Genomic DNA, 26437 nt, shown 5'->3' with positions numbered 1-26437 from the left:
ATGAATTCCAAAAACTTTAATATACGATATCTCTATTCCCTGTTTATGCTGATCCTCCCCTGGACATCTTGCGATGATAAAGACAAGTTTGATTTTAATCAGCATAATAAAGTTGCGGTAACGACCTTACAGATGACCGGTGTAACCAAAAATGATGCTACGCTGAACGGACGTGTAAATACCAACAATGGAGAGACATTGACACAGGTTGGCATCTGCTATGCTACCCACCAAAAGCCAACAGTGAACAATGAAAAAGTGCTCAAGACAGGCGATCTGGATACAGGAGCGTTTACGCTATATGCTCAAAATTTAAAGCCGGCTACAACCTATTATTTTAGGGCTTTCGCAACCAATAAAAATGGTACTGCCTATGGCGATCCGTTGAGTTTTACTACGCAGAGTGGTTATGTTGCTAAATTGGAAACACAATCTGCAAGCAGTATCACGCGTATTACCGCCGAACTAGGCGGAAAGATTTCCGATGATGGCGGATACCCGGTGATCAGCAAAGGGGTTTGCTATAGCAATATATCATCGTTCCCGACGATTTCAAATGACAAGGTAAGTGTTGATACAGAGAGTACTTCATTTAAAGTTAATCTAACCAAATTAAAGGCGGGTACAATCTATTACGCGCGCGCTTATGCCACTTCATCTGTTGGAACAGGCTATGGGCAGGTGGTAAGTTTTACGACACTTCCGCCAATTGTCGCATCAGGAATATCGACCGCGGCGGTCAGTTCAGTTACTTACTCTTCAGCTTCTGTTGGTGGTACTGTTTTGGATGATAATGGATCGATTGTAACAGCTCGGGGTATATGCTACAGCAATTCCAATACTACGCCAAGTGTCAGTAGTGGGACAATTTTGAATATAGGTAGCGGAACCGGTAGCTTCTCTGGTCAATTGACGGGCTTGGTCGTAAATACAAGCTATTATGTACGCGCTTTTGCTACCAATAGCGCAGGTACGGCTTATGGGCCTGTGGTCAGTTTTAAAACTTCGATGCCAGACCTGCCAAGTAACGTTTCAACAGCTACCCCTTATAATGTGACTATGACTTCGGCATATACCGGGGGATATATTGGCTCCGCTGGCGGTGGAACTATTTCTGCCAAAGGGGTGGTTTATAGCAGCAGCAACTCATTACCTTCTTTAACCAATGGTACAAGGGTATCTGGTGGTTCAGGAACAGGTAATTTTTTACTTATACTTTCCGGATTGCAGCAAAATACAACTTATTACGTCCGATCTTACGCTACGAATGAGGCCGGCACGACTTATGGAAATGTGTACACGTTCAAAACATTGTTGCCAAGCCTACCATCAAGCCTGAGTACTTATGGAGCTGTCAGTATCACACCAGGCTCAGCTTATGTGTCGGGTTATATTGGCTCGGCTGGTGGAGGGATCATTTCTGCGAGTGGCATTGTTTATAGTAGCAGTACATCAAATCCCACTATTGGGAATAGTACATCAGTTACTTTAGGGAGTAGTATCGGAAGTATCGCAGCTACATTGACAGGGCTATCCGCAGGTACCAGTTATTACGCCAGGGTATATGCGACCAATGAAGCCGGAACTGCCTATGGCAATCTCATAAGCTTTACCACTACAAGATATACGGCACCCACTGGGGTGACGACTTATCAAGTCGGTAATACTGGGAGCACTTATGTTACCTTTAGCGGAGATATCGCTACAGACGGTGGTAGTACATTAACGGAGCGCGGTTTTGTATATTCCACATCCAGTAATCCAACATTGTCCAGTGGAACAAAGACGACCGTATCGGGCATTAGTGTCGGATATTTTAGTAAATCGGTCACAGGATTTAATAAGTATACGACTTATTACGTACGGGCTTATGCGACAAATGCCTATGGTACAACCTATGGCTCGAGCGCTGCTTTTTATACCTATTAAAAATAAAAGGGTAATCTGTTTGGAAGATTACCCTTTTATAGACTAATTGTTACTTAACCGTATTGCATCACTTTTAATAAATCCGATCAAGCCTTTGTCTGTTTTTACTTTGGCCCAATTTCCGATATTGGAAAGACATGTCAATTTTTGATTTCTATAGATCGTTGTCAATTTGGGGAAATCAGCTGCCGGTCCCTTAAGTAAATCCATCTTTTCCACGTTCAATACAACAGTTTTTAGGTAATAATCCTGATTTCCCGATGTGCCGTTGTCGGAGGGTTTAGGTGGCGTTTTTACAGACTTGTTTTTTTTCTCAATCTTAGGAGCCGATTTTTTGTGCATATCGAGATCACATACGCCGCAGGTGCCGCCACTGTTGCAGTGCGCACATTTGCTGCAATTGCGACAGGCAGTGCAGTTGGCCGAGCCTGTGCAGCGGCCGACTTCATGTTCTAAAAAAGCAAGCGTGTTTTTTGTGGTCTGTGCAGATGCAAAATGCGAAGTTAATGTTGCAGTCAATATCAATGTAATAGCTTTTATCATAATTATAAGCGGTTTTTCCAAAGTCCCAGTAGGTGATTTCGCGCATATTTTTGGGCCTCTACCAGACGTTGTTCATATTTAACATTCGGCGGAATGGTCATCAGTACGGCGTAACCATCCTTCATAATCTTTTCGTTGACAAAGGTGCCATCAGTCAAATAGGCGTAAGCGAGTGTACGCCCATATTGATCCAATGGGTTGACATCAAATTCCAAGCGTACAGTTTGGTTCATAAGCAGTTTTTCTACATATTTCGAGGCCTCCTTTCCATAAGGTTGTTCCTTTTTATGAAAATAATTACGGGGTTCAGGAGCGTCAATTCCGATCAATCTTACCTTGATCTTTTTGCTTTCCCTGTTTACACACCAGAAAGTGTCTCCATCGGAAACCTTGGTGATCTGATATTCGCCTTCGGTTATACCCTTGTCATTCCTCAGGGTTCCACTTGTAAAGGCCGCGAACGGCTGCGTTTGTTTTTCCTTTTTGGGTTTACAAGCGAGAAAAAGAGTTGAAAAGAGACAGACGTATAAAATGTTTTTGTTCATGATTTTACTGTTTTATTTTCTTTTCCCTTTTCTTCTTTCGGCTGAGTTTCGACACCTTTCACAACAATAAGATTTGCCGAACATTAGGGTGAGTACTTTCATTGTGAAGCCTTTGCCTTTATAACTTTTTTTTCCTTTACCAGGTTGAATCTCTTTGTTGCACCATGCGCATTGATCATACATGTTTAAGCTGTTTAATAGTAAATGAATAGGATGAATAATATGGTTCAAAATTAAAACTAAGATTTTCGGGTATTTATGGTTTCCCGTAAATAGTCCTCTTACCTAGTACCTACTTTTGACTATCAACAATAAAGAAATGTATTGCTGTTTTAGCAAAATCAAATAAGCCATTAATAAAAATTAAAAAACTATGGATTTTAAAGATGAGATTCGTCAATTTGCCAAGCGCGTTGACCGACTTTTACCACAGATCAAAACAGAAGAGGCTACAAAGACATCCTTAGTAATGCCATTTTTGAAAATATTGGGATATGACGTATTTGATCCCTTCGAAGTGCAACCAGAGTTTATAGCCGATATTGGTATCAAAAAAGGAGAGAAGGTTGATTATGCCATTTTACGTGACGAAAAACCTGTTATATTAATTGAATGCAAACATTATGCTGATGGACTTGACCCCCACAATTCACAACTGTTCCGTTACTTCCATACGACCGAAGCAAAGTTTGGATTGTTGACCAATGGAGTAGAGTATCGTTTTTATACTGATCTCGTGACACCAAATAAGATGGATGAAAAGCCATTTTTCGAGTTCAAGATCATGGACATCAAGGATAATGAAGTATCCGAATTGCGCAAATTTCATAAGACCGAATTTGATCTCGAAAGCATTTCCAGCGTTGCGAGCGAATTAAAGTACTTTAACGAGTTGACTATTTTAGCGATGGGCGAGATGCAAAACCCAAGCGACGATTTCGTTCGTTTTTTTGCGAAGCAAGCCTATCCAAGTGTTGTTACAGCAAAGGTTTTGGAACAGTTTACGCCATTGGTAAAGCGCGTGTTCACACAGATAATCAATGATCAGATCGCCGAAAGACTAAAAAGCGCACTTAAAAAAGAAACCGAAGCCGAAGAAAAGAATACTACTATAACACCAGTAGAACCTGAGGCACTGATTGTCACAACTGAAGAAGAGATTGAAGGATACTTGATCATTAAATCTATTTTACGCAAGGAGATTGAAGTGGGACGTGTATTTATGCGTGATAATCAATCCTATTGTGGTATCCTGCTGGACGATAACAATCGCAAACCAATTTGTCGTTTTTATTTTACGCCCAATAGACTTCGTATCGGTTTGTTTGACAAAGATAAAAAGGAAGCTAAATATGATCTGGACTCACTGGATGATATTTACAAATACTCTGAGCAGATTGTTGATACAGTCGTTAACTACTGATTATCCTTATAATGATGCGCAGAAACCTTTAGAAACCGAATATATTTTAAAAGTTATTTTATTGCCTAGAAATTATGAAAAGATTAATTTTTCTCGCAACACCTTTTTTGTTACTGGTAGCGTGTGTAAAGCCTTCTAATGAAGAAAAGGCTAAAGCTCTAATCAAAGAATATATACTTAAGTATGCAAATGATCCTAAAAGTTATGAGGCTATTGAATTTGGATCTTTGGATTCATTGCAATCAATCGATATGATTGGGACCGGTGCTGAGTATTTTAATCTGCAAAATGAATTTTCAAAAAGTACTGATATGGAGGAAAGAAAAAGAATTATGATAAGGCAACGTAAAATATTAAAGGATCGGCAGGGATTTCAAATGATCCATCGGTACAGAGCAAGCAATGCATTTGGAGCAAAAGTGCTTTCAGATAATATTTTTTATTTCAATGCAGGTATGGATTCGGTACTCGTCGTAAGAAAACCTGGGGAATAGCGCTCGATAAGAAATAAAGGCTGCAATTTTGTAGCCTTTATTTTATGCTTTTAAGGAGCAGGACAATAATATTAGCCGTTTGGTTGTTCACCACCTAGCGCTTTGTAAGCTGTTAAGATATTTTGAAGAGCTTGCTTTTCTTTTTGAGTTATGGCTCTATCCTTATAGTATTGCTTACCTTCGTGACGTATCTTTGCGTTCTTAGATTTTATGATATCTTCTATCATTTTATATTTTTCCTGATCTACCGGTACGTCATACCATTCCCATATTTCGCCAGCGCCGTTATCTGTATTTATTTCACTATAGCTAGGGTTAATAGTATAAGTATCATTATCAGTTTTTATAATATATCTTTTAATAAAGAGCCAATCATCTGCAGTATAATTGATAGCAAGCTGTAACCAGGGTTTAGTGTCTTTTTTAGTTCCAAAATATAAATGAAAGCTATTAGAATTAGTGTATTGAGGAGTTGATTTGTCGGAATACCAGGTGATATTTCTTATGTCATCTGTTTTTTGTCTAAGGCTTTTTATTGCTTCATTTTTTGATCTTTCAGCCTGGACGATTGCTTTTTCCTTAAGTTCATTTTCTTTATTAATGTTAAATTCAACATCCTTTAATAATTCTTTCGCCTCTATGGCTTCCTTTGAATCGGGGTGTTTTTCTAATAAAGAATTTAGTTCTGATTTTGCATTTTCAAACGATTTTCCTGTAATCATCCTTTTAGCATTGGATAACAAGTTCGCTGAACCAAATTTAAATTCATTTAATTCTGATTTTAAACTCTGATTTTCGGATTTGAGTTTTTCATATTCATCTTGAGAAATACCATTGCAGCTGTAGGCGGTTAGTAAAATGGCTATCGTAAAAAATCTCTTTATCATATTGCTGTTTTTTTATTCAAAAATATCTCATCGATAAAGCGAATAAAAAAGGGAAACCGTAAAGTTGATGTAGCGTTCGAAAACGCTATCATAGGTTCTAAAAGGAAGAGATAGGGGTATAGCGGTACGGCAATTAGAACTTTCACCTCCCCATTCCATCCATTCACCGAATTTTCCGGTCTGTTAGTCTAAAGTCGATAGGCTAGGAGCCTATTGTGTTGTAGTTTTGAGTCAACAAATAAGAACAACAGAACTAACACTATAAAATAAAGACATTATGAAAACGCTAGTAAAAACATTCGCAGCATCAGCTTTAATCGCAGTATCTACATTTGCTATGGCAGCTGAAGGACCTGGAGCAAAAGCAACAAAAACAAACGTTAACCTTTCTACAGCAGATTTCGCTTTAGAGCACTACGTTGCGGTAACCACAGAGGGAGAATCAGCAGGAGTAGAGCAGTTATTCGCCGGAGATTTCAGCCAAAAGATCCAATCTTCCAATGCACAGTCTAACAGCCGTACTGGAGTGGTCAAACTATTGAAAAAACAAAAAGGCGAGAAGCTAAACTGTACAGTGAGCACCGATATCATCGAGGAATCTGCAGACTATATGGTAGCTAAAGTAACTTTGAAATTTGAAAATTTTACCAAGACTGACCTGGTTACCTTGGAGCGTGTAGGTAATGACTGGAAAGTATCTAAATCAATCAATTCGTATAAATAAGAGCCATCTCAAATAAATATATATATGTTGTAGAGCCATATCGGGAGATATGGCTTTTTCCTTTCATTCCTAAACAATATTTCGGATATTTGGACAAAGGCCAGTTTTTAGTTAAAGGATTTTATCATGTCGGATATTCAGCAGTTAATAGCACAGATCAGAGCATTCAGAGATGCGAGAGATTGGGGAACAGTTTCACAATTCTAAGGACCTCGCAGTTGCATTGAGCATTGAAGCGTCTGAGCTTCTGGAACTTTTTCTGTGGAAAGGAAATGAAGATGCCAATCCTGACAAGTTGAAAAATGAGCTTGCCGATGTACTCATGTATGCGCTATTGCTTGCCGATAAGCACGGCCTTGATGTTAAGGAGATCGTGGAGGACAAGATGAAACTCAACAATGAAAAATATCCTGTAGAAAAAGCCAAGGGAACTGCTAAAAAGTATAATGAACTGTAATTAATAACGCATGTCAGAATTGGATATTAAAGAAGTTCATATTGTTCCCGTCGGTAGCGCAGGAGAGGTTAAGGATACAGATAGCAAACTAGATTTTTATAACAGCGCACTTGTTTATCTGCTCAACGATAAAAGGTCAATCTATATCGGTGAATCTATCGATATCAAGAACCGCTTTTCAAGCCATAATAGACACGACAGCAAGAAAGACCTTTTAATACGACATGCGATCTATTCGCATTTGTTCAACAAATCCGTTACCCTACATTTAGAAGCATTTCTGATCAATCTTTTCTCAGCAGAAAAAGGTCTGAAACTGATCAACCTTGGCAATAACGGGCACTACTATCACCAGAAGAAAGAATATGAGGTATTGTTTCCACAGATCTGGAAACAACTTGAAGAACTTAAAATAGCGCGCACGTCTACCAGTCTGCTATCATCGACAGCCTTCAATCACGTTTTTCTTCAATCTTGTTAAAAAATCTGAAACTTAAGTTCCGAAGAGAAAATACCAGGCTTGCTATTATATGTAACTTCCGTGACAAAATTTCCAGTTCCATCCCTAAACTATTTACAACAACCTCTCCGCGATCTCGGCCTCGCCAACCACTACACCGCCTTTCAGGTACATCATCCGCTCACCACTTTTATAATCCGTGATTATGTCAAAGTGACCATTACAGGTTCTCATGCGTGAAAGCAATGCTTTCCTACCTGCCCTAAAGCCTTCATGTTTAGTTACGTCAAATACATATTTAGAGCAGCTATGCCTAAATATACACTTACGTCTTCTTTCAGGTGGGATGATCAACCAATACAATCGGATCGCGGTCAATAGGAGAGACTTCATGGCCTTGAAAATACCACCATCTGTCTTGCCGTCGTATATCCAGGTTTATTATTAAAACAACCATTTTCGGCATGTACATAAGTTGTGACGCTTTCTAGTCTTACATAGTTCCATCCTCCTGATGCACCCTGATTAATCAGGTTTTCTAATTGTTCTGCTACTTGATCCGATGTGCCTGTCCTTGGGTCTATCGATGCTACAAAAGGTACTACTTTGTATTCCATAATATCAGTATTTGATTGGGTTAATGATTTAATTAAAGCTATATAATAAAATATTGAAAATCAATGTGTTTTGAGTTTTATTGCAATCCATTTTACAATATTGTCAATTTTAAGAATAAAAAATTACAGATTATTACGGCTTCCCGTAAAAGTTATGCCTGTGCACCAGGTGGCTAGCTACTGTATTAAAGAACATGTCAAGATGAGGAATGCTTTTGCATTTTATCTGACCTCTGGAGACTGGCTTTTACGAACCAAGATCAGTATTTTTAATACACTGAGTTTTGCCAATGAGCAGTTTTACGATCCTATCAAAGGCACTTTGCAGTTTGATGTGTCCGATCTGGTGCTGATTAAGCCCAGCGGGCGAAATCAGGTCCGCTTGCAAAGGCTGAAAAACAAATTGGATAAGCAAGAGATCGATGGCATCAAAAGATCGATTTTGGCCATTGGCGATGCTCCGGTTGTCTTAGGTGACTGGCAACAATCGGTGTATTTTTTGTAGAGCGGAGGATCTCGGCGAGTCAATTCAGATAACATGATATCAATATGAGTTTTTTACATCCATTTCTCTAAAATCAGGAGTAACGGTATTATGCTTGTTTTTCCGAAAAGACTTACTTGTTTATATATTTCTTTATTATCGGCGAAAAACGCCGATAATATGAGTTTTGTTAAATAAATCAGTTTATGTATATTTGATTTATCGGCGTTTTTCGCCGATAAATTTAAATAGTTTAAACATGAATATGTATTCTCAGAGAAGGAAAGATGTGTTAAAATTAGTGCCGGAGGGAGCTTTGGTTACCAGATCTTGGCTACAGCAGAATGATCTCACAGGCCATGCGATCGATAATTTATTGAAGAGTCGACTATTGGAAACTGTGAAAAATGGAGTATATAAACGTGAAGGGGCAGAAGTGGAATGGGGGGATATTGTCTATTTCCTGCAGAAACAGCTAGATACAGATCTAACCATTGGAGGCCTATCGGCTTTAGAACTTCAGAAACTGACCCATTATCTCCCGATGTCTAATCAACGCTTGATTCATTTATATGGCCGGGATAATCTTCCCATATGGATAAATAACCTTACAACAGGGATCAAATTTCTTAAGCATAGTTCTGGCTATTTATTTGGTAATAGTTTTGAAGATGAAAGGCCGCTAGCATTACTTGAGTTTACTAGAGCTTTCAGTTGGAAAAATACAAAGGAAGGCTTACGTATATCCATTCCTGAAAGAGCTATTTTGGAAGTGATGAATCAAGTTCCCCAAAATATATCATTTGAACATGCGGATGAATTAATGCAAGGATTAAATACGCTTTCTCCTAGGACACTCCAAAGATTATTGGAACTGTGCACAAATATCAAAGTTCGCAGGCTTTTCTTTTACCTTGCCGAGCGTCAAAATCATACCTGGTTTACAAAACTTCAATCTGAGAAAATAGATTTTGGATCTGGTAATCGTGTGATCGTCACAGGTGGGAAACTAAATAAGAAATATAAAATAACTGTTCCTGATTTTTATGAGTAAGAAAGAAGAATATGCCGAGCAGGTCCGTTTATTGATCCGATTGTTACCTATAATCGATAAAGAAGACTGTTTTGCACTTAAAGGCGGTACGGCTATTAATTTGTTTTATAGAGATTTGCCAAGGCTTTCCGTAGACATCGATTTGTTGTATCTGCCAATGGAGGATTGCGACGCCTCTCTTGAAAATATCAGAGCTGCATTAGCGAGAATAACAGATTCCATAAAGAAATCGATTGCAGGTGCCCAAGTTCAAAATACAACACTACAACAGGATAATTCTTTACGAATAATAGTTTCACTTAATGATGTTCGTGTTAAAAAAGAACTATCTCCTGTTATACGTGGAAGCCTTTTCCCAGCTGTCAGAATGGAAGTGCGACCGCAGGTTGAAAAAGAATTTGGTTATGCTGAAATGCTAGTTGCATCACACCCAGATCTGTATGCTGGTAAACTTTGCGCTGCCCTAGATCGTCAACATCCCCGTGATTTGTTTGATGTAAAACAGTTATACGAAAATGAAGGATTAACGGAAGAATTACGAAAAACATTTCTTGTATTTTTAATAAGTCATTTTCGACCGATGGCAGAACTGCTTAATCCAAACCGAAAAGATATCTCAGGTATATATGAAATGGAGTTTGCGCAAATGGCAGAACTTGAAGTTTCTTTAGAGGAGCTACTTTCTGTACGGGAGAAACTGATTGCAGATATCAACAAGGAGATGACTGATAGTGAACGTAAATTTTTACTCTCTGTCAAAAATAAGACACCTGATTGGGCACTCTTAGGATTGGACGCAGCTTTAGTCTCGGAACTTCCTTCAGTGAAATGGAGATTAATCAATTTAAATAAAATGTCAGAGAATAAACACGTGACCGCTTACAAAAATCTAGAAGCTGTCCTATATCCTTAAAGTCAAGCTGAATAGGAGAGATATGGCTTTTTTACGTCAAAAGGGCCTGATTTTCATCAGACCCTTTCTGTTAGCGTTTATTTGTACAATAATTTTTATGTTTCCTATCGTTTCCTCTTTTTTGTTTCGTCATCCAATGCTTTTAAAGACTATTGGATTTTCACTGTACGACGCTAATTTTTATGTTGAACCTTTCTTTCGAAAGGTAGCTTGTAGCCGGTTTGTATTGTAAGAACAACAGTCAATTTGAAATAGTTTTATTGGAGTAATTTTTTTTGATAACTTGATATGACGGCAGCTGTCTCAATAAAGTATTTTAAAAGTACATAGCATTTCAACCGTAGGATTACTTTTATATGAAAAATCGTTATATCGTTACGCCAAAAGACAAAAGGGCAGAAGAGTTATTGGATTTTAATGAAGCTGGAGATCATCATTTGATCCAGTTAGTTCTCTCAGAGTCGCAATTTTATCAATTAGATGCTTTTGGTGTATTTTCAGATTTGAATAATATGCTAGGCTGTTTAATAGATGATTTTGAAGACGATGCTATTACGAATAAGCAACAGCTGGAGGAAGGGTTAAAATATTTAAAAAATGTAAGGTTAAAAGATGATCGTATTCAGGAGCTTATGGAAGAAATTATTTGCCTGTTTGAAGAAGCTGTGAAAAGGCAAACTGGCGTTTATTTTTTCTTTTAATAGGAACTTGGTTATTTTTAAATTGCTAAAATAAAATTCACCTCCCCATTCCCGCCATTCACCGAGTTTTCTAGATCGTTAGTCTAAAGCCCGTAGGCTAGGGGCGTATTGTGTTGTAGTTTTGAGTCAACAAATAAGAACAACAGAACTAACACTATAAAATAAAGACATTATGAAAACGCTAGTAAAAACATTCGCAGCAGCAGCTTTAATCGCAGTATCTACTTTCGCTATGGCAGCTGAAGGACCTGGAGCAAAAGCAACAAAAGCTAACATTAACCTTTTTACCGCAGATTTCGCTTTAGAGCACTATGTTGCGGTAACTACAGAGGGAGAATCAGCAGGAGTAGAGCAGTTATTCGCCGAAGATTTTAATCAAAAGATCCAAGCTACCAATGTACAGTCTAATAGCCGTAGCGAAGTGGTTAAATCCTTGAAAAAACAAAAAGGAGAGAAGCTAAACTGTACAGTAAGCACCGATATCATCGAGGAATCGGCAGACTATATGGTGGCTAAAGTAACTTCGAAATTTGAGAATTTCACCAAAACAGATTTAGTTACCTTGGAGCGTGTAGGTAATGACTGGAAAGTATCCAAATCGATCAATTCTTATAAATAAGAGCCATCTCAAATAAATATATATGTTGTAGAGCCATATCGGGAGATGTGGCTTTTTTACGTCAAAAGGGCCTGATTCTCATCAGACCCTTTCTCTTAGCGTTTATTTGTACAGTAATTTTTATGTTTCCTATCGTTTCCTCTTTTTTGTTTCGTCATCCAATGTTTTTAAAGACTATTGGATTTTCACTGTACGACGCCAATTTTTATGTTGAACCTTTCTTTCGAAAGGCAGCTTGTAGCCGTTTTGTATGGTAAGAACAACGGCTATTTGAAAATAGTTTTATTGGAGTGATTTTTTTTTGATAAATTATATTGGCTTATTTAAACTGTATGAAGATCTTGATTATTCTAATGTCATTCTTGTTCGCCCATACTCCGCAAGAAAATACCTGCAAGTTAGATATCACTGATCTAGTTGTAAACGCAATGAAAATAGGTGAAAAGGAATTTGATAAAGACTTTACAGGGCAGCTGTACCAAAAAAAGAGTTGGAAGGTATACCATACTTTTATTGACCACGAGATTTATCATGATATCCTTTCTTGGTCAATTCCTGGGTTTTCAATGGCAAATGATTCATGTGAATTCACTTTAACACAGACTAATGGGGTTGGGTTGGTTGAAAATAGACTCGTATATGCGAAAAATGACTTTAACCAAGTTGAACTACAAAGACCATTCTACAACTTTGAAAAAAATGCATTCTCGACAATAATCTGGGTGCGGGATCAATCCTGGATGGGAGGTTTTTGTGTCTTAGTTTATTTTAACATTGATAATGGAGTATGTAGGTTTATAAAAGGGGAGCCATTTATCGTATCGGATGTTCAGTATTGATAGTTCAGAAAGGCTTACATAGGATATTGTCTTAAAAAGTCATAAATTTATTAAAGAGCTTATCTGTAGAGACATCATTAGATCATATAAAAGATTTTTTTTATGAAACATGTTTATTTATTATGGCACGCCTATGTTGATGAAACATTGGCTGGGGGTGAGGACGTTAAATTGATCGGAGTATATAGCTCCAAAGAACTTGCTGAGGCAGCTTTAGTAAGGACCTCAAAATTTAGAGGTTTCAGCGATCAGATTGAAGGTTTTGAGATTTCACCATATGAGGTTGATAAAGATGGCTGGAAAGTGGGTTTTACTCTTGTATAAATTCCATTGTCTTATGATTTTTACAAAATGATCTTAGGTGTATAGCACTAATTATCGTCCGTCTGAAACATCAATTCATGATGCAAGGTCCTTTCTGACAATAGCGAATTCTCACCACAGAATGGATTGTCAATTTAATCTCTAATGCCTTGATTAACTCTGATCAATAGTTTTCATAAAGTTGTTCCAATAAGAAAGGATGTTTGTTTTGCCTACGGGGTTTTGCGAGTGACATAATACCTGGGGCAAAACCCGATGTTCCTGTTCAATAATTAGATCCACGATATACTTCACAGCGTCATACCCCGACTCTGCTTCTGTGCTGTCAACATTTACTCCCAGATCATGATCAAAAGAGATGATCGACGGAATCCCATTTTTGGATATATAGGCCACAAAATCTGGATAATTACGAATAATGATCCAATTGGTCAGCAGATAAGGAGTTATTTCTTCTTTTGGTATATAGTATGACAGATCCGATGGTACTCTGATATCATCCAAAAATATACCTTTATTATTATGTTCCATGACTTCCGTAATTTCCTATTTAAATATAACCTAATTGAAGCGTTATATAGACTGATAGCTTTCTAAAACTATGTTCGTTTATTTGTTTTAGCCGTGTCGTGGATATATAGGCCAATTAGAATAATTAAGTAGAAAGAATACATGATTTTATGAGTAGAGTCTATAAATAGATTCCCAGAAATCCTCCTTAAACCATTCAAAATCGCTTTTAATGGAAAAATCAAGATTAATTTTATTAGTAAGATTATTAGAAGACATATTAGAAAGATTAGTGGAAAGTAATAAGTAAGAGCTAAAATAGCCATGCTAATCACGCCTTTCCTTTCAGCAGCTCATACAAGGAAGCGTTGATAAACTTAATTGCCTTAACCTTTATCTTACCGTAGCCTGCATGGTTATGACCGAAAATATGGTAGCTAGGGGATCGTTCCAGAACAAACTCACGGATCTCCGCGCTGCCATAGCCATTGTCCAAAATACCCGATGGTGGATAGTGTGATACCATGATATCAATCTGCACGTCGGATTCCATATGGTGAAAAAAAGGAAAACCACTGATGCCCATAATCTGAATGCCGCTTATCCTGACCGAAGTATCGTTTAGCCAGTGGATTCCTTCGGATACCAATTTTTTGCTCTGCAGCGGTTCCAGTTCAAAGGGAAGATCATGATTTCCATGGACAAATACCTTGTGTGGTATGGGAAGCCCCGCATACCACACAAAGTAATCTGAAAGCTGCTGCATATCACCCGAATCGCAGACATCGCCGCAATGGATAACGATATCTATCCCCTGCGGAATATCCAACAGGCGGTGCATTCTATGCGTGTCCGACAACAGGAGTATGTTTCGCTCCTTTAACTTAATGATCTGCATATCAGCTCGGCTTTTAGGATTGGTGTTGTAAAGATTTACGATATTCTTCTTTCATCTTATCCGCTAGACTTTCGGGAGCAATAACTTTGACCTCGGCGTCTACAGACAGCAATTCTATGGCAAAATCATAGGTGACATACATATTGAGTTTCACGCGCAGTTCCCCTTCATTGTCGACTACTATTTCCTGTGTATGATGCAAAGGTAAGAACTTGATGTACTTGCCCTGAAATGCTGAATAGGAGAGGGTCACTTCCTCGATTTGTTCAAGCCATTTATCAAGCTTGCGTTCTTGGCGATCACAGCTTTTAGTTTGTCCTTTCATGTGATGTCCGATGATAGCTATCGGATATTTCCAAAGGAGCGATTATATTTGCCTATACTGTGATCGCGTTCGCTGACGTAGACCAGCTGATCGATCGATACAATGCGGCGAGGGGTATGGAACGTATACTTATTCAACAGGAATATATCTATCGACGGCTGGTAGAACTATGGGTTATCGGTCCAAAGGAGGACGATGGTGAATAACCGTCGGAAGAGTCAGTTTTATGCCTGTTTAGACTAAAGTAAGAACATGGAGTTCAATTTATTCAATACTTCTGATGGCGAGGTACTTTTACGCTACTGCCGGATATCTTTGCGTGTATGTAAAAATAATACGCGCGATTTCCGAAGCATATCGTTCATTTCGTCCATCAGCTCGAGATAGTAATTTGGTACACCTAGTGATTTGATATCAAAATCTTGTTTGAGTGGCGTCATATCGCCCGAATAGGAATTTTGCTCGAAATTTTTGTCGACATCTTCGATTCGGCGGCATAAATGCGCTATTTCTTCATTTGTCATTATAAATATTCTTATATGATAAAATAGGTTAAGCTGTAAACTTAACTAATCTTACCGTAATTAAAAATCAATTTGTTCAAAAAATTAGCATGTTCATGGCTCATGAACATGCTAATTTTTTGAACAGCTATAATGGAGGATAGCCTGTGTACATCCATCCCTCGCAGTTGTCCGGAGTTTCAGGATAACTACATCTGACGGCAAAAATTACAAGACGCAGCACTAAAGCCTTATGGCCATTATTGACCTTGTATATAAAGTTAATTATTTTTACAAAGTCGAAGTGCTAGATATTGTATAACTCTACTCTTGTTTGTATATTTGACATTATTAGCCTTAAAAGCCAAACGAGATTTCTTAAAATAATGTTAAAAGTTCACTTTTAAGTGAACTAAGTTTTGAATAATACGGTTATATGAGTAGCTTTGCTTCAATAAAGTTCATTCGAGAATATGAAAAAGTAGTTTTTTACTCTGTCGTTATCAATGGTGAGGAAGATGAGGAATCGCTATTTGAGGCTTTCGTAAAGCAGCATACAAAGGGTGAATCTGCTAAACTAAATCATATCTTAGCCTGGATAAGACAAATTGGAAATTGGTACGGAGCAAAAGCTAGTTATTTTCGACATGAAATGGCCGCTGAAGCTCTTCCTCCGAATGGAATGAACAAGGAGCCGACCTATATCGAAGAAGATCAGAATACGAGTAATAACTTGCGCTTATATTGCCATCGATTGAATGAACATGTAGTGATTTTATATGGGGGAGCTATTAAAACAGCTAAGAAAGCTCAGGATTGCCCACATGTGAGGGAGCATTTTAATTTGGCAAACATTTTGTCCAGATTAATTGATCAGAGTTTTGTAGATGATGATATAGAATGGAGTGATGATTATCGGGACATTCTTTATAATAGAGATTTTAAAATAAATTATTAAAATGAAACTTTCACGAAGAAAAGCCAATCAAGAGAAAAGCGGTCTACTGGAGGTGAATATAATAGACCAGTGGTTGGAGAAACATGGAGATCCAGCGATAGAAAAATTGGTCAAGAAAAACTTGGCTATTTCAGATAAAATTTCGCAGATTTTAATAAGTAAGGGCATGAAAGCTTCGGATCTAGCCACATTGATGAATAAGCAAAAATCCGAAATTTCGAAATGGCTTTCTGGTCAGCATACTTTTACGACCAAAACTATTGTAACGATTGAAGCTGCTTTAGATACAGAGATTATTTTTGTAGAACCTATTCACCAGAACATATATTTTACTGTTCATAGTCGGATTCCTTCTAGCGATTTCGCTCAGGATGAAGCGTTTGAAGAGTCGGTGTCAATTGGTGAATACGTATCTGCTTAATCAGTAAGTTATGAACGAGGCAAAAGTTATTGCAGAGAAGATTTCACTTGAAAAAATAAAGCCAATAAGGGAGAATTTAGAATTAGGATTTGATCTTAAGGACAAAGAGTTCCAAATGAATATTGCTCAGTCGATCAAGCATAATTTAGAAAGGAAATCTTTTAAAATATCCTTTTTGGTGTCGTTTTCATGTACTGAACATATATTCGCTGAATATCTGTATGATTTTTATTTTAAGGTCGACAATATGCTAGATTTCCTAAGTGAAAAAGATGGCAGGGCCGCGTTTACGGGCCAGCTATTGGGTACATTGATTGGCTTATCTTACTCTACTCTTAGAGGGATTTTATACAGTAGATTGGCTGAAACTAATCTAAATGGCATCATCTTACCCGTGGTCAATCCGAACGATCTTTTGAATTCAAAGATATCCGAATAAAATATAAGTTTAAGTTTCTTATGAAAATCATTGATTGATAATGTTTTATGGGAATAGTATCACTCAGTGATTTTCTAACTTATCTTCTTTACTTCAAAATTGCCAGGACTTCTATATCCCTGGGCTTGTCTATTAAATCCTAATCTTGCTATTTCTTTTTCAACATCCTTCGCATTAGTGTAGGTATAGTGGCTGAGACAACTTGAAATTCATAGCCTTTTGGCATATCGCCAAATTGCCTAGGTGCTTTTAATTTATATAATGCCATAGTTCTTTTTATTATACTTGTATTAACATTTTTTGGTGTTATTGATCGCACTTTCTTACTTTAAGCTAAGCTTTTTACTAGAGCCCAGTTATCCCACTCACGAAAGTATCTACAAACCCGACAATTTTATTTAAGATGCGATCGCCAATTTCTTTGGACTTTAGGACACTAGGTCTTCCGTCAGCGCGAAGAGAAAGAACTTCTTTACGAAGTGGTTCTCGCTCCGTGAAAAGGTAGTTCTCAATTAGTCTTTCGGTGTCATCTTCTAGCAGGTTTTCAGTTTTGATTAACTCCTGCAATGCGCTCTCTTGTTCTATATTCCAGAATTTTTCAAATTCATCCGGGATAGTATCAGTATCCTCAATATGCGGTAGGTTTTCTTGAATAAATTTTTCAATGAGTTCCCTTTTGCTTCTTAGCGATACCTCTGTGTTCAAGAGATTGGCGATATCTTTTTCAATACTTTCTCTATCCTTGCCTGCTTTTTTGGACTTGAATTTAATAAGGAGCTGAATTATATACGTCACATTGATAGTATCCCTTCTGATCAATTCAAGTTCGAAATCGATATCATTTAAAATTGAGGTTTTTTCAGGAGAGGAGTTCGTATTCAGCCCATCTTTCAGATCCAAATATTTACTTGTATAATCCGCAAATAATTGTTCTTCGATATCTAGATCTTCCCATGTAAATTCGGAATAATGACTCATCTTTTTATGCAACCGTATCATTGTACGAAAAGCTAAAATAAATTTAAGTTTATCTTCTTCCGTATATAACCCATCAACATTATCTACCCCAGGAACGATCTCAAGGAGCTTCTGTGTCGCTTGATTAAACTTTTCTACATAAGTTACATAAGGTTCAACAATGATTTCGTCAATAGCATCCTTATTACTAAATAGGGCAATGGCTTCATCGGTCTTATCTTTCAGATTTCTAAAACAGACGATATTTCCTTGCGTTTTATTCTTATCCAAAATTCGATTGGTTCGACTGAATGCCTGAATTAATCCATGAAATTGAAGGTTTTTATCTACGTATAATGTATTGAGATTCTTACTGTCGTAACCTGTTAGAAACATGTTTGCAACTAATAGAATATCAGATTCGTGTTTAGGGTGTTTAGATTTGCCCGCCACCGCATTATAATATTTATAGAAACCTTCATTGTCTTTGATATCCTGCGCTTCACCAAACATTTCGTTGAAATCATGAACATAGTTTTCCAGCAACTCTCTACGGTGTGGCTTAGGATTTCCGTATTGCATTTCAGGTTCCGCAGCCACGCTCAACTGTGAGTAAGTGGCATCTTCCATTTCGTCTTCATTCTGAGCAAAGCTAAATATAGTTGTTATGCGAAGGTTGTGCTCGCCATTTAATTTTTTGCGCTTAAATATCTCATAGTAATGGATCACAGCATCAATATCCTGTACACACATCATCGCGCAGAATTTTCTGTTTTGGGTTTTCTGATCGTGGTATTGAATGATGTAATCGACAATTGCTTCTTTCCGTTGAGGAGCCTCTAGCACTTCATTTTCATTGATCTGCTCCACTTTTAGATCGATGATATGATCTTTCTTCTTGAAGGTCTGTATGTATTCGACAGAGAATTTAAGCACATTCTCGTCACGTATGGCATCCGTTATCACATATTTGTGCAAGCATTTCCCAAATAAGCTAGCAGTAGTTCTCATCCCATCAGAATTCTTTTCCAATATTGGCGTACCTGTGAAACCAAACAGTTGTATATTGCTGAAATAATTCACGATGTTTTTATGTGTATCACCAAATTGCGAACGGTGGCACTCATCGAAAATAAACACCATTCTTTCGTCCTGAATGGATTTCATTTTGAATATATTTCTGCCTGAAATTGCATTATTCAATTTTTGGATGGTGGTGACAATAATCCTTATTTCAGGATCATTGAATTTCCTGATTAGGTCATCCGTGTCGGTCGCTGAACTTACCGAACCTTTACTGAAATTGTCGTATTCTTTGTTCGTCTGATAATCCAGATCCTTTCTATCCACAACAAATACGACCTTTTTAATCGCTGGAATTTTAGATAAGATCTGGCTCGCTTTGAAGCTTGTTAAGGTTTTCCCACTTCCAGTCGTATGCCATATATATCCATTTTTCTCAATATTATATCCATTTAATATCTCATTTTGAGTTACCTTTTTAATGATACTTTCCACCGCATAATATTGGTAGGGGCGTAGCACCATCAGCTTTTTGTCGGTCTCATTTAGGACGATGTATTTACATATCATTTTACTGACATGGCAAGGTTCTAAAAATGTATCCGTAAAGCCATTTAAAATATTATTGAGTGGAATATTGTTTTCATCTGTCCAATGAAATGTCTGTAAAAATTCCTGGTTGTGCGTGCCGAAATTGCTGAAGTATTTGGTATTGACTCCATTACTTATAATGAATAATTGAACGAAATGGAACAATCCTTTTCCAGCACCAAAACTATGTTTTTGATATCGATTGATCTGATTAAAGGCCTCTTTCATCTCTAACCCCCTTCTTTTCAATTCTATCTGGACTAGAGGAAGTCCATTGATTAACAAGGTAACATCGTAGCGATTCTCATATTTACCCTCTTGTGTGATCTGATTGGTTACTTGATATTCATTTTGGCACCAATGTTCTACATTTAGAAATTCAAAATATAGATTATCACCGTTATCCCGTATGATATGATGTTTCTTTTCACGTAATGTTTTCGCTTTCTCAAATACAGAGCCTTTGTTTAAAATATTTAAGACTTTTTCAAACTCGCTCTCACTAAATATAATACCGTTGTGTTTCTCTATTTGGCTTTTTAGATTAGTCAATAAAGCTTTTTCATTAGGTAGGACGACATATTTATATCCCAATTTTTGTAATTGGATAATTAAATGTTCTTCTAAAACTTGTTCAGACTGCTTGCTCAAGATCGTTATGAATTAGGAGTAATAATTATTTGACTTAGGGATAAATTTAATAAAAGTATTTATAATTTGCTCCTCCTAATTCATAATTTAACTGACTATCGCAATGCTTTAAACATTTGTTCGATGGCTTTTTTCTTTTGTTCCATGTTTGGATGGACGTAAAGGTTGAGTGTCGTGCTGATGTTTGAATGGCCTAGTAAAACGCTTACCGTTTTATAGTCACAATTACTTTCGATACATCTAGTCGCGAAACTATGTCTTAAACCATGGAATTTAAGTTCAGGCATTTTGAGTTCTTTCATTAGGTTTTTGTAATAGCTGCGGTATGTTCTTGGTTCCGTAGGTTTAGCGTCATTTGTTAGCACAAAAAAAGAAGGATTGACAATCTTTTTAAAAGGTTTTAAAATCCGTAGAAGATCTTTGCTGATCGGTATTTCCCGGATGGAGTTCTTTGTTTTGGGTGTGTCTAGAATGAGCTCAGTTCTTCTCTTTCCATCCTCTATGATGTAAATGCGTTGAATTGTTTGACTAACGTTGATGACACCGTTTTCGGTGTCAATATCCTCCCATGTTAGCGCACATACTTCGCCAATGCGCATACCGGCACTTAGGCAGATATAGACTCCTAGATTTCTAAAAGTAAAGTGCTCTTGAATATAATTCATTATTTTCTTTTGGTCGGCCCGACTTAGTACTTCGATACTATGTTTTTCGCGTTCAGTCGGAAATTGGATGTCAAATGGTGTGTATTCTAACCATTTATTCTTTGCGCCAAACTTCATAATCATTTTTAAGACAATCAAAATGTCTTTGATTGTCTTGTGGCTTAGACCGGCTGCTAGCTTTTTGAAGACAAAATTTTGTACATCAGCCTCTTCTATTAAATATTTGTCGCCGAATACTGGAAGCAAATGATTTTCTATCAGCAGCATATATGCTGCAAAGCTTGACTTTTTCACATACTGTTTTTTGTTTGTTTTCCACAATTCAATTACTTCTGAAAGTTGTTTTTGTTCAATCATTATATTTTTATTTATTGAATCTCAAATAAAAGTAATTTAAGATTAAGGATAGCAAATCCTCCAACTGGATTTGGCGCTAAGGTTCCTAATTTGAGATTTCCTGAATTTGAAGGAGAATGGGAGACGAAGAAGTTGGGGGAAATTGGTGATTTTAAAAATGGAATCAATAAATCAAGCGAAGATTTTGGATTTGGCGTACCTTTCGTCAATTTAATGGACATTTTTGGAAAATCTAATATAAGCTCAAAAGAGGAATTTTCATTAGTAAATGCTAATGATAGAGAAGTAAATTTATATGACCTCAGAAAAGGTGATGTTTTATTTATTCGGTCTTCTGTAAAAAGATCTGGAGTTGGAGAGACTTCGGTTATTTTAGAAGATTTATATAAAACAGTTTATAGCGGCTTCTTAATCAGATTTAGAGATAATAAGATCCAACTAAATATCAATTTTAAAAAGTATTGTTTTAGTACTTCAAGCTTTCGAAATCGTTTAATTTCCCTAAGCTCTACAAGTGCTAACACAAATATAAATCAAGATTCATTAAGTTCTCTTGATATATATTTTCCTACCAAAAACGAACAAAAGAAAATATCCTGCCTACTTTCTCTTATCGATGACAAAATACAAACCCAAAACAAAATACTATTACATTATCAATCACTAATTAAAAATCTTAGAAATGGTATTTTCAAACAAAAAATAAGGTTTAAAAATGCAGAAGGTGATAATTTTTCTGATTGGAATATAGTAGAATTGGGTAGTATTGCGAAAAAAATAAATACCAAAAATAAAGAGATGGCAATAAAAACAGTTCTTTCAAACTCTGCTACTTTTGGAATAATGAACCAAAGCGATTTTTTTGATAAGGAGATAGCAAATCCGAATAATATTAATGGATACTATATTGTGGAAAAGGACGATTTTGTTTATAATCCAAGAATTTCAAAAGAAGCTCCAGTTGGGCCAATTTCAAGGAATAAAGTAGGTGTAGGAGTTATTTCTCCCCTTTATATGGTGTTTAGGTTTAGAGAAGGTGATATTGACTACTTGGAACATTTCTTCAATTCTGATACTTGGTTTGGGCATATGGAAAATATAGCAAATTATGGTGCAAGAGCTGACAGAATGAGTTTCTCTAGCAGTGATTTTTCCAAGATGCTAATACCAGTCCCTGAAATTAGAGAACAAATACGAATAGCTTCTTTTCTATCAAATATTGATCAAAAAATTCAAATTGAAAAAGCAATTTTAAAGCAACTTGAGCATCAAAAGCAATCTTTGTTAAAACAGATGTTTGTGTAGAATTTATACAAACATCTGTTGCAGTAAAAATTTTTTCTGTTCTTTTAGCTTTTGAAAAATTTCAGATTCGATATCCAATTTTGAGTCGATGGATGAAAGAAAGTTTGATATTTTAATTTGTTCCGCAATCTTAGGAATTAATATTTTTACATTTGATAGTCTGCCCGAAGAAATACTTAATACCTTTGAACCTTGAGATTCTTTTTGAATTTGAAATCTGACTTGGGGAGATTTGAAAAGATAGCCTCCAAAGCCCAAACTAAAGATACCGGATTGAGGTCTGGCTAGGATTGTGTGCAAGCCAGATAACACTCTTTGATTATTGAGATTTGTAATTTCAATTGATTTGCCAACATCGTTTAGATCCTCTGAAGCATCAGCAAAAATCATGTCACTTACTTTTAAGAAGTTTTCCTCTGACACTTTTTCGAGTGATACATTCTTATTTATGTAGGGTAATACTTCTCTAGTAATGTCAAAAAGTGTCCTAAACTTTGTATGAATATCCCCATAATGAATATTTTTCACATCCCCATTTTGATAAACGAGATGATCCCTCGAAAGGGAATTAGTGCTTTTAAATGAATAAGCCTCTCCAACTTTTTTGGCTTCCCACTGAGGAAATAAATTTCCATTTTCATCTTTAAATCTCAATTCTTGGGAAAATATTTTTTTGGAAAGCGTTACTTTTAGTACTTTAAGTTCCTCAATTATTTTGTTTTGGGTTTGAATTCTTTCATCTATCAGTGACAAGAATGATGCTATTTTGGCTTGTTCAGAAAACAATGGAACATTAATTTTAACATTTGAAAAGGTTGTTTTGTTTATGATAGGAACAGCTTGTTCTGCAGATAGCATTTTTATTTTTTTAGAGTTGAATTCTAACAAAGAAAAAACAAAATCAACATTGTGTTCTAATGAAACAATGGCATTTATTTGTTGATTTGTCACACAATCTTCCGATGCTTGTGCTACTTTTCCAATTGTTGAACCAATACAGACAAACAAGGAACTTCCTTTCTTTATCTTTCGTCCTTTTTTGAAGCCTTTTGAGGTTAAAGTAGTTTTACTATTCTTGACATATCTATTTGTTTGAATATCTGCAGGAGATACAAATAAGTGTTCTCCTCCATAATATGATTCATCATTAGTTGGTGGTGTAGAACCAGTAACAATTTCTCCAATCTCTCCCAACTTCTTATTTTCCCACTCTCCTTCAAACCCCGGAAATCTCAAATTAGGAACGTTACCTACTTTTAATTTTTTAGTCGTCATCTTGATACTTTAATTTTTGTTAGTATAAACATTAAGGATTAAAAAAATTAAAAGGCAAGGCCTAGTTCCTTGAAATAAACATCAATTTCCTGATCCAATTGGGCACGTTTGGCTTCTAAGGATTTGATTTCCTGCATTACGGCCTGAATATCGATCTCTTCCTCTGCTTCAAAAGTATCTACATAACGTGGAATATTGAGGTTATAATCGTTTTCAGCAACTTCTTTTAAACTTGCAAGGTGACTATATTTATCAATTGCTACTCTGTTACGATAGGTATCTACAATCTTATTGATATGCTCTTCTCTGAGCATATTTTGATTCTTTACTTTTTCGAATTCCTTACTAGCATCTATAAAAAGAATATCGTCTGGGGTTTCTCTACACTTTTTGAATACCAAAATACAAGTAGGAATACTTGTACCATAGAAAATATTAGCAGGTAAACCTATTACAGCATCTAAATAATTCTTCTGTTCTATTAGGTATTTCCGAATGTGTAATTCCGCTGCTCCACGAAATAAAACACCATGTGGCAATACGATTGCCATAGTGCCATTTTCGGCAAGATGATAAATCATGTGTTGTACAAATGCAAAGTCAGCCTTGCTTGAAGGCGCTAATTTTCCATATTGACTAAATCGGTCATCATTGAGGAATAATGGATTGGGACTCCAGTTCGCTGAGAAGGGAGGATTTGCAACGATTGCCTCAAATGGCATATCGTTTAGATGTTGGGGATGCTCTAACGTATCTTCTTGTTTGATATCAAATTTGAGATAATGAACACCATGAAGTATCATATTCATCCGCGCAAGATTGTACGTAGTACGATTCATCTCTTGCCCATAGAAATTATTAACATCTTTTACTTCGCGAGCAACTCGCAGTAAAAGAGAGCCAGAACCACATGTTGGATCATAAACAGATTTTAACCTGTTTTTACCTGTGGTAACTATTTTAGCAAGAATTTTAGAAACTTCTTGTGGCGTATAAAATTCCCCAGCTTTTTTACCTGCACCACTGGCAAATTGACCAATTAAATACTCGTAGGCATCACCTAAAACATCCAGTTCTGTATGTTCTAATTTGAAATCAATTTCGTCCAAGTGTACCAAGACTTTGGCAATAATAGCATTTCTTGCCTCAGCTGTTTTACCCAATTTTGTACTATTGAGATCCATGTCTTCAAATAGGTTATCAAAGTCTTCTTCGCTTTGTGTACCCATCGTACTTAGTTGGACATTTGTTAAGATCTTTTGTAGATCCTCCAAAATAAACGTATTTGAGCCGCTGCTTCCTCGTTTCGCTATTTCGCTAAATAGTTCAGAAGGTTTTAGAAAATATCCTAGAGTCTCCAGAGCTTCCTCTTTGATGGCTTCTATATATTCTTTACCTTTTTGTGTATTTTCCTTTATATCCCTGAATTGGATATTGTCCTGCTCCAAGATAGAATTTGCATAAATTTCCATTTTCTCCGCTAGGTATTTATAGAAGATAAATCCTAGGATATAATCACGAAACTCATCTGCGTTCATTTTTCCGCGCAAGGTATTGGCAATATTCCAGAGCTGTTGCTCTAATATTTTCTTTTGATCTTCAGACATTTAAAATAGCGTTATTGATTGAGGATATAGAATCCTTAATAATTCACTAAAATAGTAGTTTTTTATTTTAGAAGCCTATGATTATTTTGAAAAAGTAAAAAAAGATCTTGATTGCAATGATTAGTTATTTCAGTCTTATCTTCGATTTTTTATTTTATTATTATTTGGATTATCAGTCCTTAGGCTAATTTATTCCAAATCTGGTAACCCTCTGGTGAAGGTATTGATGTCTATCTATTAGATTGTCATATGTAATTAAGTTTACTCGTTTGTTTCCGTAAACTAATCCTTTACTGATAAGATCCAAATTTTCCTTTCGGTCTTCTTCTCTTCCCATTAAAAGACTTAAGTTAAAATCATGTGAAAACGTACTAATACCTTCTTGTTGTAAGCGTTTTGACATTTCTTCATAATTCTCTGTTGATGAGAAATAATTATTGTACTTAATACCAACTTGATCGAAGTATTTTTGTGAACTTTTTAAAATCCTGGGTGCTCCAGTCTTTGTAATAAATCTCTCATTTGGTAGCTTTACTTCATATATCTCATTCTTTTTTAAGCTATATTCATAAATAAAGTTTATGAAATCACTTTCGACATATCTTCTTCCTTTTTTTGTGTAAAACTGTTTCTCGTAAATCGATTTATAGTAATCTTCACCTTTAAGTAAATGATTGTTTTGTTTTAAAATATCATGTATACCTTTCTCGTTTCTCAAAGTAGGATTTCTTTCGTAAAGTTTCATTAATTTAAGTATTTCATCTCCAGTGTGGATATTACGGTTTGATTTGTGCCAGTCATTTCGGTCGGATGGGTTCTTCATCAATTTTGGTGAAAGTACAATAAATAATTACACTTTAGATATTAGGCCAAGTTTCTTTTCAAAGATAATTCCAACCTTGGCTAGCAAGTTATAAATTTGCGCCTTTTGATATACTA

Annotated in this window: 31 protein-coding genes and 1 pseudogene; 18 read left to right on the top strand and 14 right to left on the bottom strand. The window is 36.3% G+C overall.

Annotated elements, in window-relative coordinates:
* Entirely contained in the window at positions 1-1929 is a 1929-nt protein-coding gene (locus M2419_RS11225) for a hypothetical protein (protein WP_259255067.1), read from the top strand.
* A gap of 42 nt (positions 1930-1971) precedes the next feature.
* Here M2419_RS11225 and M2419_RS11220 read toward each other — a convergent pair whose 3' ends face one another.
* Both M2419_RS11220 and M2419_RS11215 read right to left on the bottom strand, forming a co-directional pair.
* On the bottom strand, positions 1972-2472 hold the full coding sequence (locus M2419_RS11220; protein WP_259255066.1) for an SH3 domain-containing protein: 501 nt from the start codon (positions 2470-2472) through the stop codon (positions 1972-1974).
* Between the two features lie 2 nt (positions 2473-2474).
* Positions 2475-3017 carry a thermonuclease family protein gene (locus M2419_RS11215; protein WP_259255065.1) on the bottom strand — a complete coding sequence of 181 codons (543 nt, stop codon included), beginning with the start codon at positions 3015-3017 and terminating at the stop codon, positions 2475-2477.
* A gap of 373 nt (positions 3018-3390) precedes the next feature.
* Between M2419_RS11215 and M2419_RS11210 the strand changes: the two genes are divergently transcribed.
* A complete protein-coding gene (locus M2419_RS11210) occupies positions 3391-4440 on the top strand; it encodes a type I restriction endonuclease (protein WP_182329718.1) in 1050 nt (349 codons plus the stop codon).
* 74 nt (positions 4441-4514) lie between these two features.
* A complete protein-coding gene (locus M2419_RS11205) occupies positions 4515-4934 on the top strand; it encodes a hypothetical protein (protein ID WP_182329716.1) in 420 nt (139 codons plus the stop codon).
* A 71-nt stretch (positions 4935-5005) separates the two neighbouring features.
* Here M2419_RS11205 and M2419_RS11200 read toward each other — a convergent pair whose 3' ends face one another.
* Positions 5006-5821 (bottom strand): hypothetical protein, encoded by an 816-nt coding sequence (locus tag M2419_RS11200; protein WP_259255063.1) that lies wholly within the window; start codon positions 5819-5821, stop codon positions 5006-5008.
* Between the two features lie 277 nt (positions 5822-6098).
* Between M2419_RS11200 and M2419_RS11195 the strand changes: the two genes are divergently transcribed.
* The 3 genes and pseudogenes from M2419_RS11195 (at position 6099) to M2419_RS11185 (ending at position 7483) form a co-directional block, all read left to right on the top strand.
* Positions 6099-6545, top strand: a complete 447-nt coding sequence (locus tag M2419_RS11195) for a nuclear transport factor 2 family protein (protein ID WP_259255062.1) — start codon at positions 6099-6101, stop codon at positions 6543-6545.
* A gap of 126 nt (positions 6546-6671) precedes the next feature.
* Positions 6672-7002: pseudogene (locus M2419_RS11190) on the top strand (nucleotide pyrophosphohydrolase).
* Between the two features lie 10 nt (positions 7003-7012).
* Positions 7013-7483 carry a GIY-YIG nuclease family protein gene (locus M2419_RS11185; protein ID WP_182982635.1) on the top strand — a complete coding sequence of 157 codons (471 nt, stop codon included), beginning with the start codon at positions 7013-7015 and terminating at the stop codon, positions 7481-7483.
* 93 nt (positions 7484-7576) lie between these two features.
* Here the strand turns inward: M2419_RS11185 and yidD are convergent, their stop codons facing one another.
* Both yidD and M2419_RS11175 read right to left on the bottom strand, forming a co-directional pair.
* Entirely contained in the window at positions 7577-7855 is a 279-nt protein-coding gene (gene yidD, locus M2419_RS11180; protein ID WP_120335546.1) for a membrane protein insertion efficiency factor YidD, read from the bottom strand.
* On the bottom strand, positions 7852-8079 hold the full coding sequence (locus tag M2419_RS11175) for a hypothetical protein (protein ID WP_070570510.1): 228 nt from the start codon (positions 8077-8079) through the stop codon (positions 7852-7854). The genes yidD and M2419_RS11175 overlap by 4 nt, the downstream gene beginning before the upstream one ends.
* Positions 8080-8281: 202 nt before the next feature.
* Here M2419_RS11175 and M2419_RS11170 point away from each other — a divergent pair, with 202 nt between their 5' ends.
* The 7 genes from M2419_RS11170 (at position 8282) to M2419_RS11140 (ending at position 13013) form a co-directional block, all read left to right on the top strand.
* On the top strand, positions 8282-8584 hold the full coding sequence (locus tag M2419_RS11170) for a hypothetical protein (RefSeq protein ID WP_147430552.1): 303 nt from the start codon (positions 8282-8284) through the stop codon (positions 8582-8584).
* A gap of 238 nt (positions 8585-8822) precedes the next feature.
* The gene (locus tag M2419_RS11165; RefSeq protein ID WP_153846609.1) at positions 8823-9617 is read left to right on the top strand and encodes a type IV toxin-antitoxin system AbiEi family antitoxin; all 795 of its coding nucleotides are present in this window, start codon (positions 8823-8825) and stop codon (positions 9615-9617) included.
* Positions 9610-10530 (top strand): nucleotidyl transferase AbiEii/AbiGii toxin family protein, encoded by a 921-nt coding sequence (locus M2419_RS11160; RefSeq protein ID WP_259255059.1) that lies wholly within the window; start codon positions 9610-9612, stop codon positions 10528-10530. Before M2419_RS11165 ends, M2419_RS11160 begins: the two co-directional genes overlap by 8 nt.
* A 356-nt stretch (positions 10531-10886) precedes the next feature.
* On the top strand, positions 10887-11231 hold the full coding sequence (locus M2419_RS11155) for a hypothetical protein (RefSeq protein WP_259255058.1): 345 nt from the start codon (positions 10887-10889) through the stop codon (positions 11229-11231).
* Positions 11232-11403: 172 nt separating this feature from the next.
* The gene (locus M2419_RS11150; RefSeq protein ID WP_259255057.1) at positions 11404-11850 is read left to right on the top strand and encodes a nuclear transport factor 2 family protein; all 447 of its coding nucleotides are present in this window, start codon (positions 11404-11406) and stop codon (positions 11848-11850) included.
* A gap of 332 nt (positions 11851-12182) precedes the next feature.
* Complete coding sequence (locus tag M2419_RS11145) at positions 12183-12689, top strand: hypothetical protein (protein WP_259255056.1); 507 nt, start codon at positions 12183-12185, stop codon at positions 12687-12689.
* A gap of 102 nt (positions 12690-12791) precedes the next feature.
* Positions 12792-13013, top strand: a complete 222-nt coding sequence (locus M2419_RS11140) for a hypothetical protein (protein ID WP_259255055.1) — start codon at positions 12792-12794, stop codon at positions 13011-13013.
* A 153-nt stretch (positions 13014-13166) separates the two neighbouring features.
* On the opposite strand, the gene M2419_RS11135 is transcribed toward M2419_RS11140, so the two are convergent.
* The 3 genes from M2419_RS11135 to M2419_RS11125 form a co-directional block, all read right to left on the bottom strand.
* Positions 13167-13544 carry a cyclic-phosphate processing receiver domain-containing protein gene (locus tag M2419_RS11135; protein WP_259255054.1) on the bottom strand — a complete coding sequence of 126 codons (378 nt, stop codon included), beginning with the start codon at positions 13542-13544 and terminating at the stop codon, positions 13167-13169.
* 310 nt (positions 13545-13854) lie between these two features.
* Positions 13855-14421: a metallophosphoesterase gene (locus M2419_RS11130; protein ID WP_259255053.1), complete on the bottom strand. Its 567-nt coding sequence runs from the start codon at positions 14419-14421 to the stop codon at positions 13855-13857.
* A gap of 13 nt (positions 14422-14434) precedes the next feature.
* Positions 14435-14746: a WYL domain-containing protein gene (locus M2419_RS11125; RefSeq protein ID WP_259255052.1), complete on the bottom strand. Its 312-nt coding sequence runs from the start codon at positions 14744-14746 to the stop codon at positions 14435-14437.
* A gap of 59 nt (positions 14747-14805) precedes the next feature.
* Between M2419_RS11125 and M2419_RS11120 the strand changes: the two genes are divergently transcribed.
* Positions 14806-14952, top strand: coding sequence for a hypothetical protein (locus M2419_RS11120; RefSeq protein WP_259255051.1), 147 nt, complete (start codon positions 14806-14808; stop codon positions 14950-14952).
* A gap of 93 nt (positions 14953-15045) precedes the next feature.
* Here the strand turns inward: M2419_RS11120 and M2419_RS11115 are convergent, their stop codons facing one another.
* A complete protein-coding gene (locus M2419_RS11115; protein ID WP_259255050.1) occupies positions 15046-15270 on the bottom strand; it encodes a hypothetical protein in 225 nt (74 codons plus the stop codon).
* 415 nt (positions 15271-15685) lie between these two features.
* Between M2419_RS11115 and M2419_RS11110 the strand changes: the two genes are divergently transcribed.
* From M2419_RS11110 to M2419_RS11100, 3 genes are read left to right on the top strand one after another with little or no spacing between them, the layout of a single operon-like run.
* Positions 15686-16207 carry a hypothetical protein gene (locus M2419_RS11110; RefSeq protein ID WP_259255049.1) on the top strand — a complete coding sequence of 174 codons (522 nt, stop codon included), beginning with the start codon at positions 15686-15688 and terminating at the stop codon, positions 16205-16207.
* Position 16208: 1 nt separating this feature from the next.
* Positions 16209-16628 (top strand): helix-turn-helix transcriptional regulator, encoded by a 420-nt coding sequence (locus M2419_RS11105; protein WP_259255048.1) that lies wholly within the window; start codon positions 16209-16211, stop codon positions 16626-16628.
* Between the two features lie 10 nt (positions 16629-16638).
* On the top strand, positions 16639-17067 hold the full coding sequence (locus tag M2419_RS11100) for a hypothetical protein (RefSeq protein WP_259255047.1): 429 nt from the start codon (positions 16639-16641) through the stop codon (positions 17065-17067).
* A 345-nt stretch (positions 17068-17412) separates the two neighbouring features.
* On the opposite strand, the gene M2419_RS11095 is transcribed toward M2419_RS11100, so the two are convergent.
* Positions 17413-20289, bottom strand: coding sequence for a type I restriction endonuclease subunit R (locus M2419_RS11095; RefSeq protein WP_259255046.1), 2877 nt, complete (start codon positions 20287-20289; stop codon positions 17413-17415).
* Positions 20290-20384: 95 nt separating this feature from the next.
* On the bottom strand, positions 20385-21311 hold the full coding sequence (locus tag M2419_RS11090; protein WP_259255045.1) for a site-specific integrase: 927 nt from the start codon (positions 21309-21311) through the stop codon (positions 20385-20387).
* Positions 21312-21401: 90 nt separating this feature from the next.
* On the opposite strand from M2419_RS11090, the gene M2419_RS11085 reads away from it, so the two are divergent.
* Positions 21402-22616 carry a restriction endonuclease subunit S gene (locus tag M2419_RS11085; protein ID WP_259255044.1) on the top strand — a complete coding sequence of 405 codons (1215 nt, stop codon included), beginning with the start codon at positions 21402-21404 and terminating at the stop codon, positions 22614-22616.
* Positions 22617-22619: 3 nt separating this feature from the next.
* Here the strand turns inward: M2419_RS11085 and M2419_RS11080 are convergent, their stop codons facing one another.
* From M2419_RS11080 to M2419_RS11070, 3 genes are all read right to left on the bottom strand, one after another.
* Positions 22620-23891 carry a restriction endonuclease subunit S gene (locus M2419_RS11080; RefSeq protein WP_259255043.1) on the bottom strand — a complete coding sequence of 424 codons (1272 nt, stop codon included), beginning with the start codon at positions 23889-23891 and terminating at the stop codon, positions 22620-22622.
* A gap of 47 nt (positions 23892-23938) precedes the next feature.
* On the bottom strand, positions 23939-25498 hold the full coding sequence (locus M2419_RS11075) for a type I restriction-modification system subunit M (RefSeq protein WP_259255042.1): 1560 nt from the start codon (positions 25496-25498) through the stop codon (positions 23939-23941).
* Between the two features lie 184 nt (positions 25499-25682).
* Positions 25683-26321, bottom strand: a complete 639-nt coding sequence (locus tag M2419_RS11070; RefSeq protein WP_259255041.1) for a hypothetical protein — start codon at positions 26319-26321, stop codon at positions 25683-25685.
* Positions 26322-26437: the final 116 nt, after the last annotated feature.

The sequence above is a fragment of the Sphingobacterium sp. BIGb0116 genome (assembly GCF_024808035.1).
In the GTDB taxonomy this organism is placed as follows: domain Bacteria; phylum Bacteroidota; class Bacteroidia; order Sphingobacteriales; family Sphingobacteriaceae; genus Sphingobacterium; species Sphingobacterium paramultivorum.
The sequence above is the reverse complement of the archived record's forward strand: the minus strand, read 5'-3'. Positions and strand labels throughout refer to the sequence as shown.

Bases quoted from the DNA above. Each gene is read 5' to 3' on its own strand.
- M2419_RS11140 (WP_259255055.1), top strand. From the start codon at position 12,792: ATGAAACATGTTTATTTATTATGGCACGCCTATGTTGATGAAACATTG.
- M2419_RS11150 (WP_259255057.1), top strand. From the start codon at position 11,404: ATGAAAACGCTAGTAAAAACATTCGCAGCAGCAGCTTTAATCGCAGTA.
- M2419_RS11115 (WP_259255050.1), bottom strand. From the start codon at position 15,270: ATGACAAATGAAGAAATAGCGCATTTATGCCGCCGAATCGAAGATGTC.
- M2419_RS11175 (WP_070570510.1), bottom strand. From the start codon at position 8,079: ATGGAATACAAAGTAGTACCTTTTGTAGCATCGATAGACCCAAGGACA.
- M2419_RS11160 (WP_259255059.1), top strand. From the start codon at position 9,610: ATGAGTAAGAAAGAAGAATATGCCGAGCAGGTCCGTTTATTGATCCGA.
- M2419_RS11135 (WP_259255054.1), bottom strand. From the start codon at position 13,544: ATGGAACATAATAATAAAGGTATATTTTTGGATGATATCAGAGTACCA.
- M2419_RS11110 (WP_259255049.1), top strand. From the start codon at position 15,686: ATGAGTAGCTTTGCTTCAATAAAGTTCATTCGAGAATATGAAAAAGTA.
- M2419_RS11170 (WP_147430552.1), top strand. From the start codon at position 8,282: ATGAGGAATGCTTTTGCATTTTATCTGACCTCTGGAGACTGGCTTTTA.
- yidD (WP_120335546.1), bottom strand. From the start codon at position 7,855: ATGAAGTCTCTCCTATTGACCGCGATCCGATTGTATTGGTTGATCATC.
- M2419_RS11070 (WP_259255041.1), bottom strand. From the start codon at position 26,321: ATGAAGAACCCATCCGACCGAAATGACTGGCACAAATCAAACCGTAAT.
- M2419_RS11205 (WP_182329716.1), top strand. From the start codon at position 4,515: ATGAAAAGATTAATTTTTCTCGCAACACCTTTTTTGTTACTGGTAGCG.
- M2419_RS11165 (WP_153846609.1), top strand. From the start codon at position 8,823: ATGAATATGTATTCTCAGAGAAGGAAAGATGTGTTAAAATTAGTGCCG.
- M2419_RS11105 (WP_259255048.1), top strand. From the start codon at position 16,209: ATGAAACTTTCACGAAGAAAAGCCAATCAAGAGAAAAGCGGTCTACTG.
- M2419_RS11090 (WP_259255045.1), bottom strand. From the start codon at position 21,311: ATGATTGAACAAAAACAACTTTCAGAAGTAATTGAATTGTGGAAAACA.
- M2419_RS11225 (WP_259255067.1), top strand. From the start codon at position 1: ATGAATTCCAAAAACTTTAATATACGATATCTCTATTCCCTGTTTATG.
- M2419_RS11125 (WP_259255052.1), bottom strand. From the start codon at position 14,746: ATGAAAGGACAAACTAAAAGCTGTGATCGCCAAGAACGCAAGCTTGAT.
- M2419_RS11220 (WP_259255066.1), bottom strand. From the start codon at position 2,472: ATGATAAAAGCTATTACATTGATATTGACTGCAACATTAACTTCGCAT.
- M2419_RS11080 (WP_259255043.1), bottom strand. From the start codon at position 23,891: ATGACGACTAAAAAATTAAAAGTAGGTAACGTTCCTAATTTGAGATTT.
- M2419_RS11185 (WP_182982635.1), top strand. From the start codon at position 7,013: ATGTCAGAATTGGATATTAAAGAAGTTCATATTGTTCCCGTCGGTAGC.
- M2419_RS11100 (WP_259255047.1), top strand. From the start codon at position 16,639: ATGAACGAGGCAAAAGTTATTGCAGAGAAGATTTCACTTGAAAAAATA.
- M2419_RS11155 (WP_259255058.1), top strand. From the start codon at position 10,887: ATGAAAAATCGTTATATCGTTACGCCAAAAGACAAAAGGGCAGAAGAG.
- M2419_RS11130 (WP_259255053.1), bottom strand. From the start codon at position 14,421: ATGCAGATCATTAAGTTAAAGGAGCGAAACATACTCCTGTTGTCGGAC.
- M2419_RS11145 (WP_259255056.1), top strand. From the start codon at position 12,183: ATGAAGATCTTGATTATTCTAATGTCATTCTTGTTCGCCCATACTCCG.
- M2419_RS11210 (WP_182329718.1), top strand. From the start codon at position 3,391: ATGGATTTTAAAGATGAGATTCGTCAATTTGCCAAGCGCGTTGACCGA.
- M2419_RS11075 (WP_259255042.1), bottom strand. From the start codon at position 25,498: ATGTCTGAAGATCAAAAGAAAATATTAGAGCAACAGCTCTGGAATATT.
- M2419_RS11200 (WP_259255063.1), bottom strand. From the start codon at position 5,821: ATGATAAAGAGATTTTTTACGATAGCCATTTTACTAACCGCCTACAGC.
- M2419_RS11215 (WP_259255065.1), bottom strand. From the start codon at position 3,017: ATGAACAAAAACATTTTATACGTCTGTCTCTTTTCAACTCTTTTTCTC.
- M2419_RS11195 (WP_259255062.1), top strand. From the start codon at position 6,099: ATGAAAACGCTAGTAAAAACATTCGCAGCATCAGCTTTAATCGCAGTA.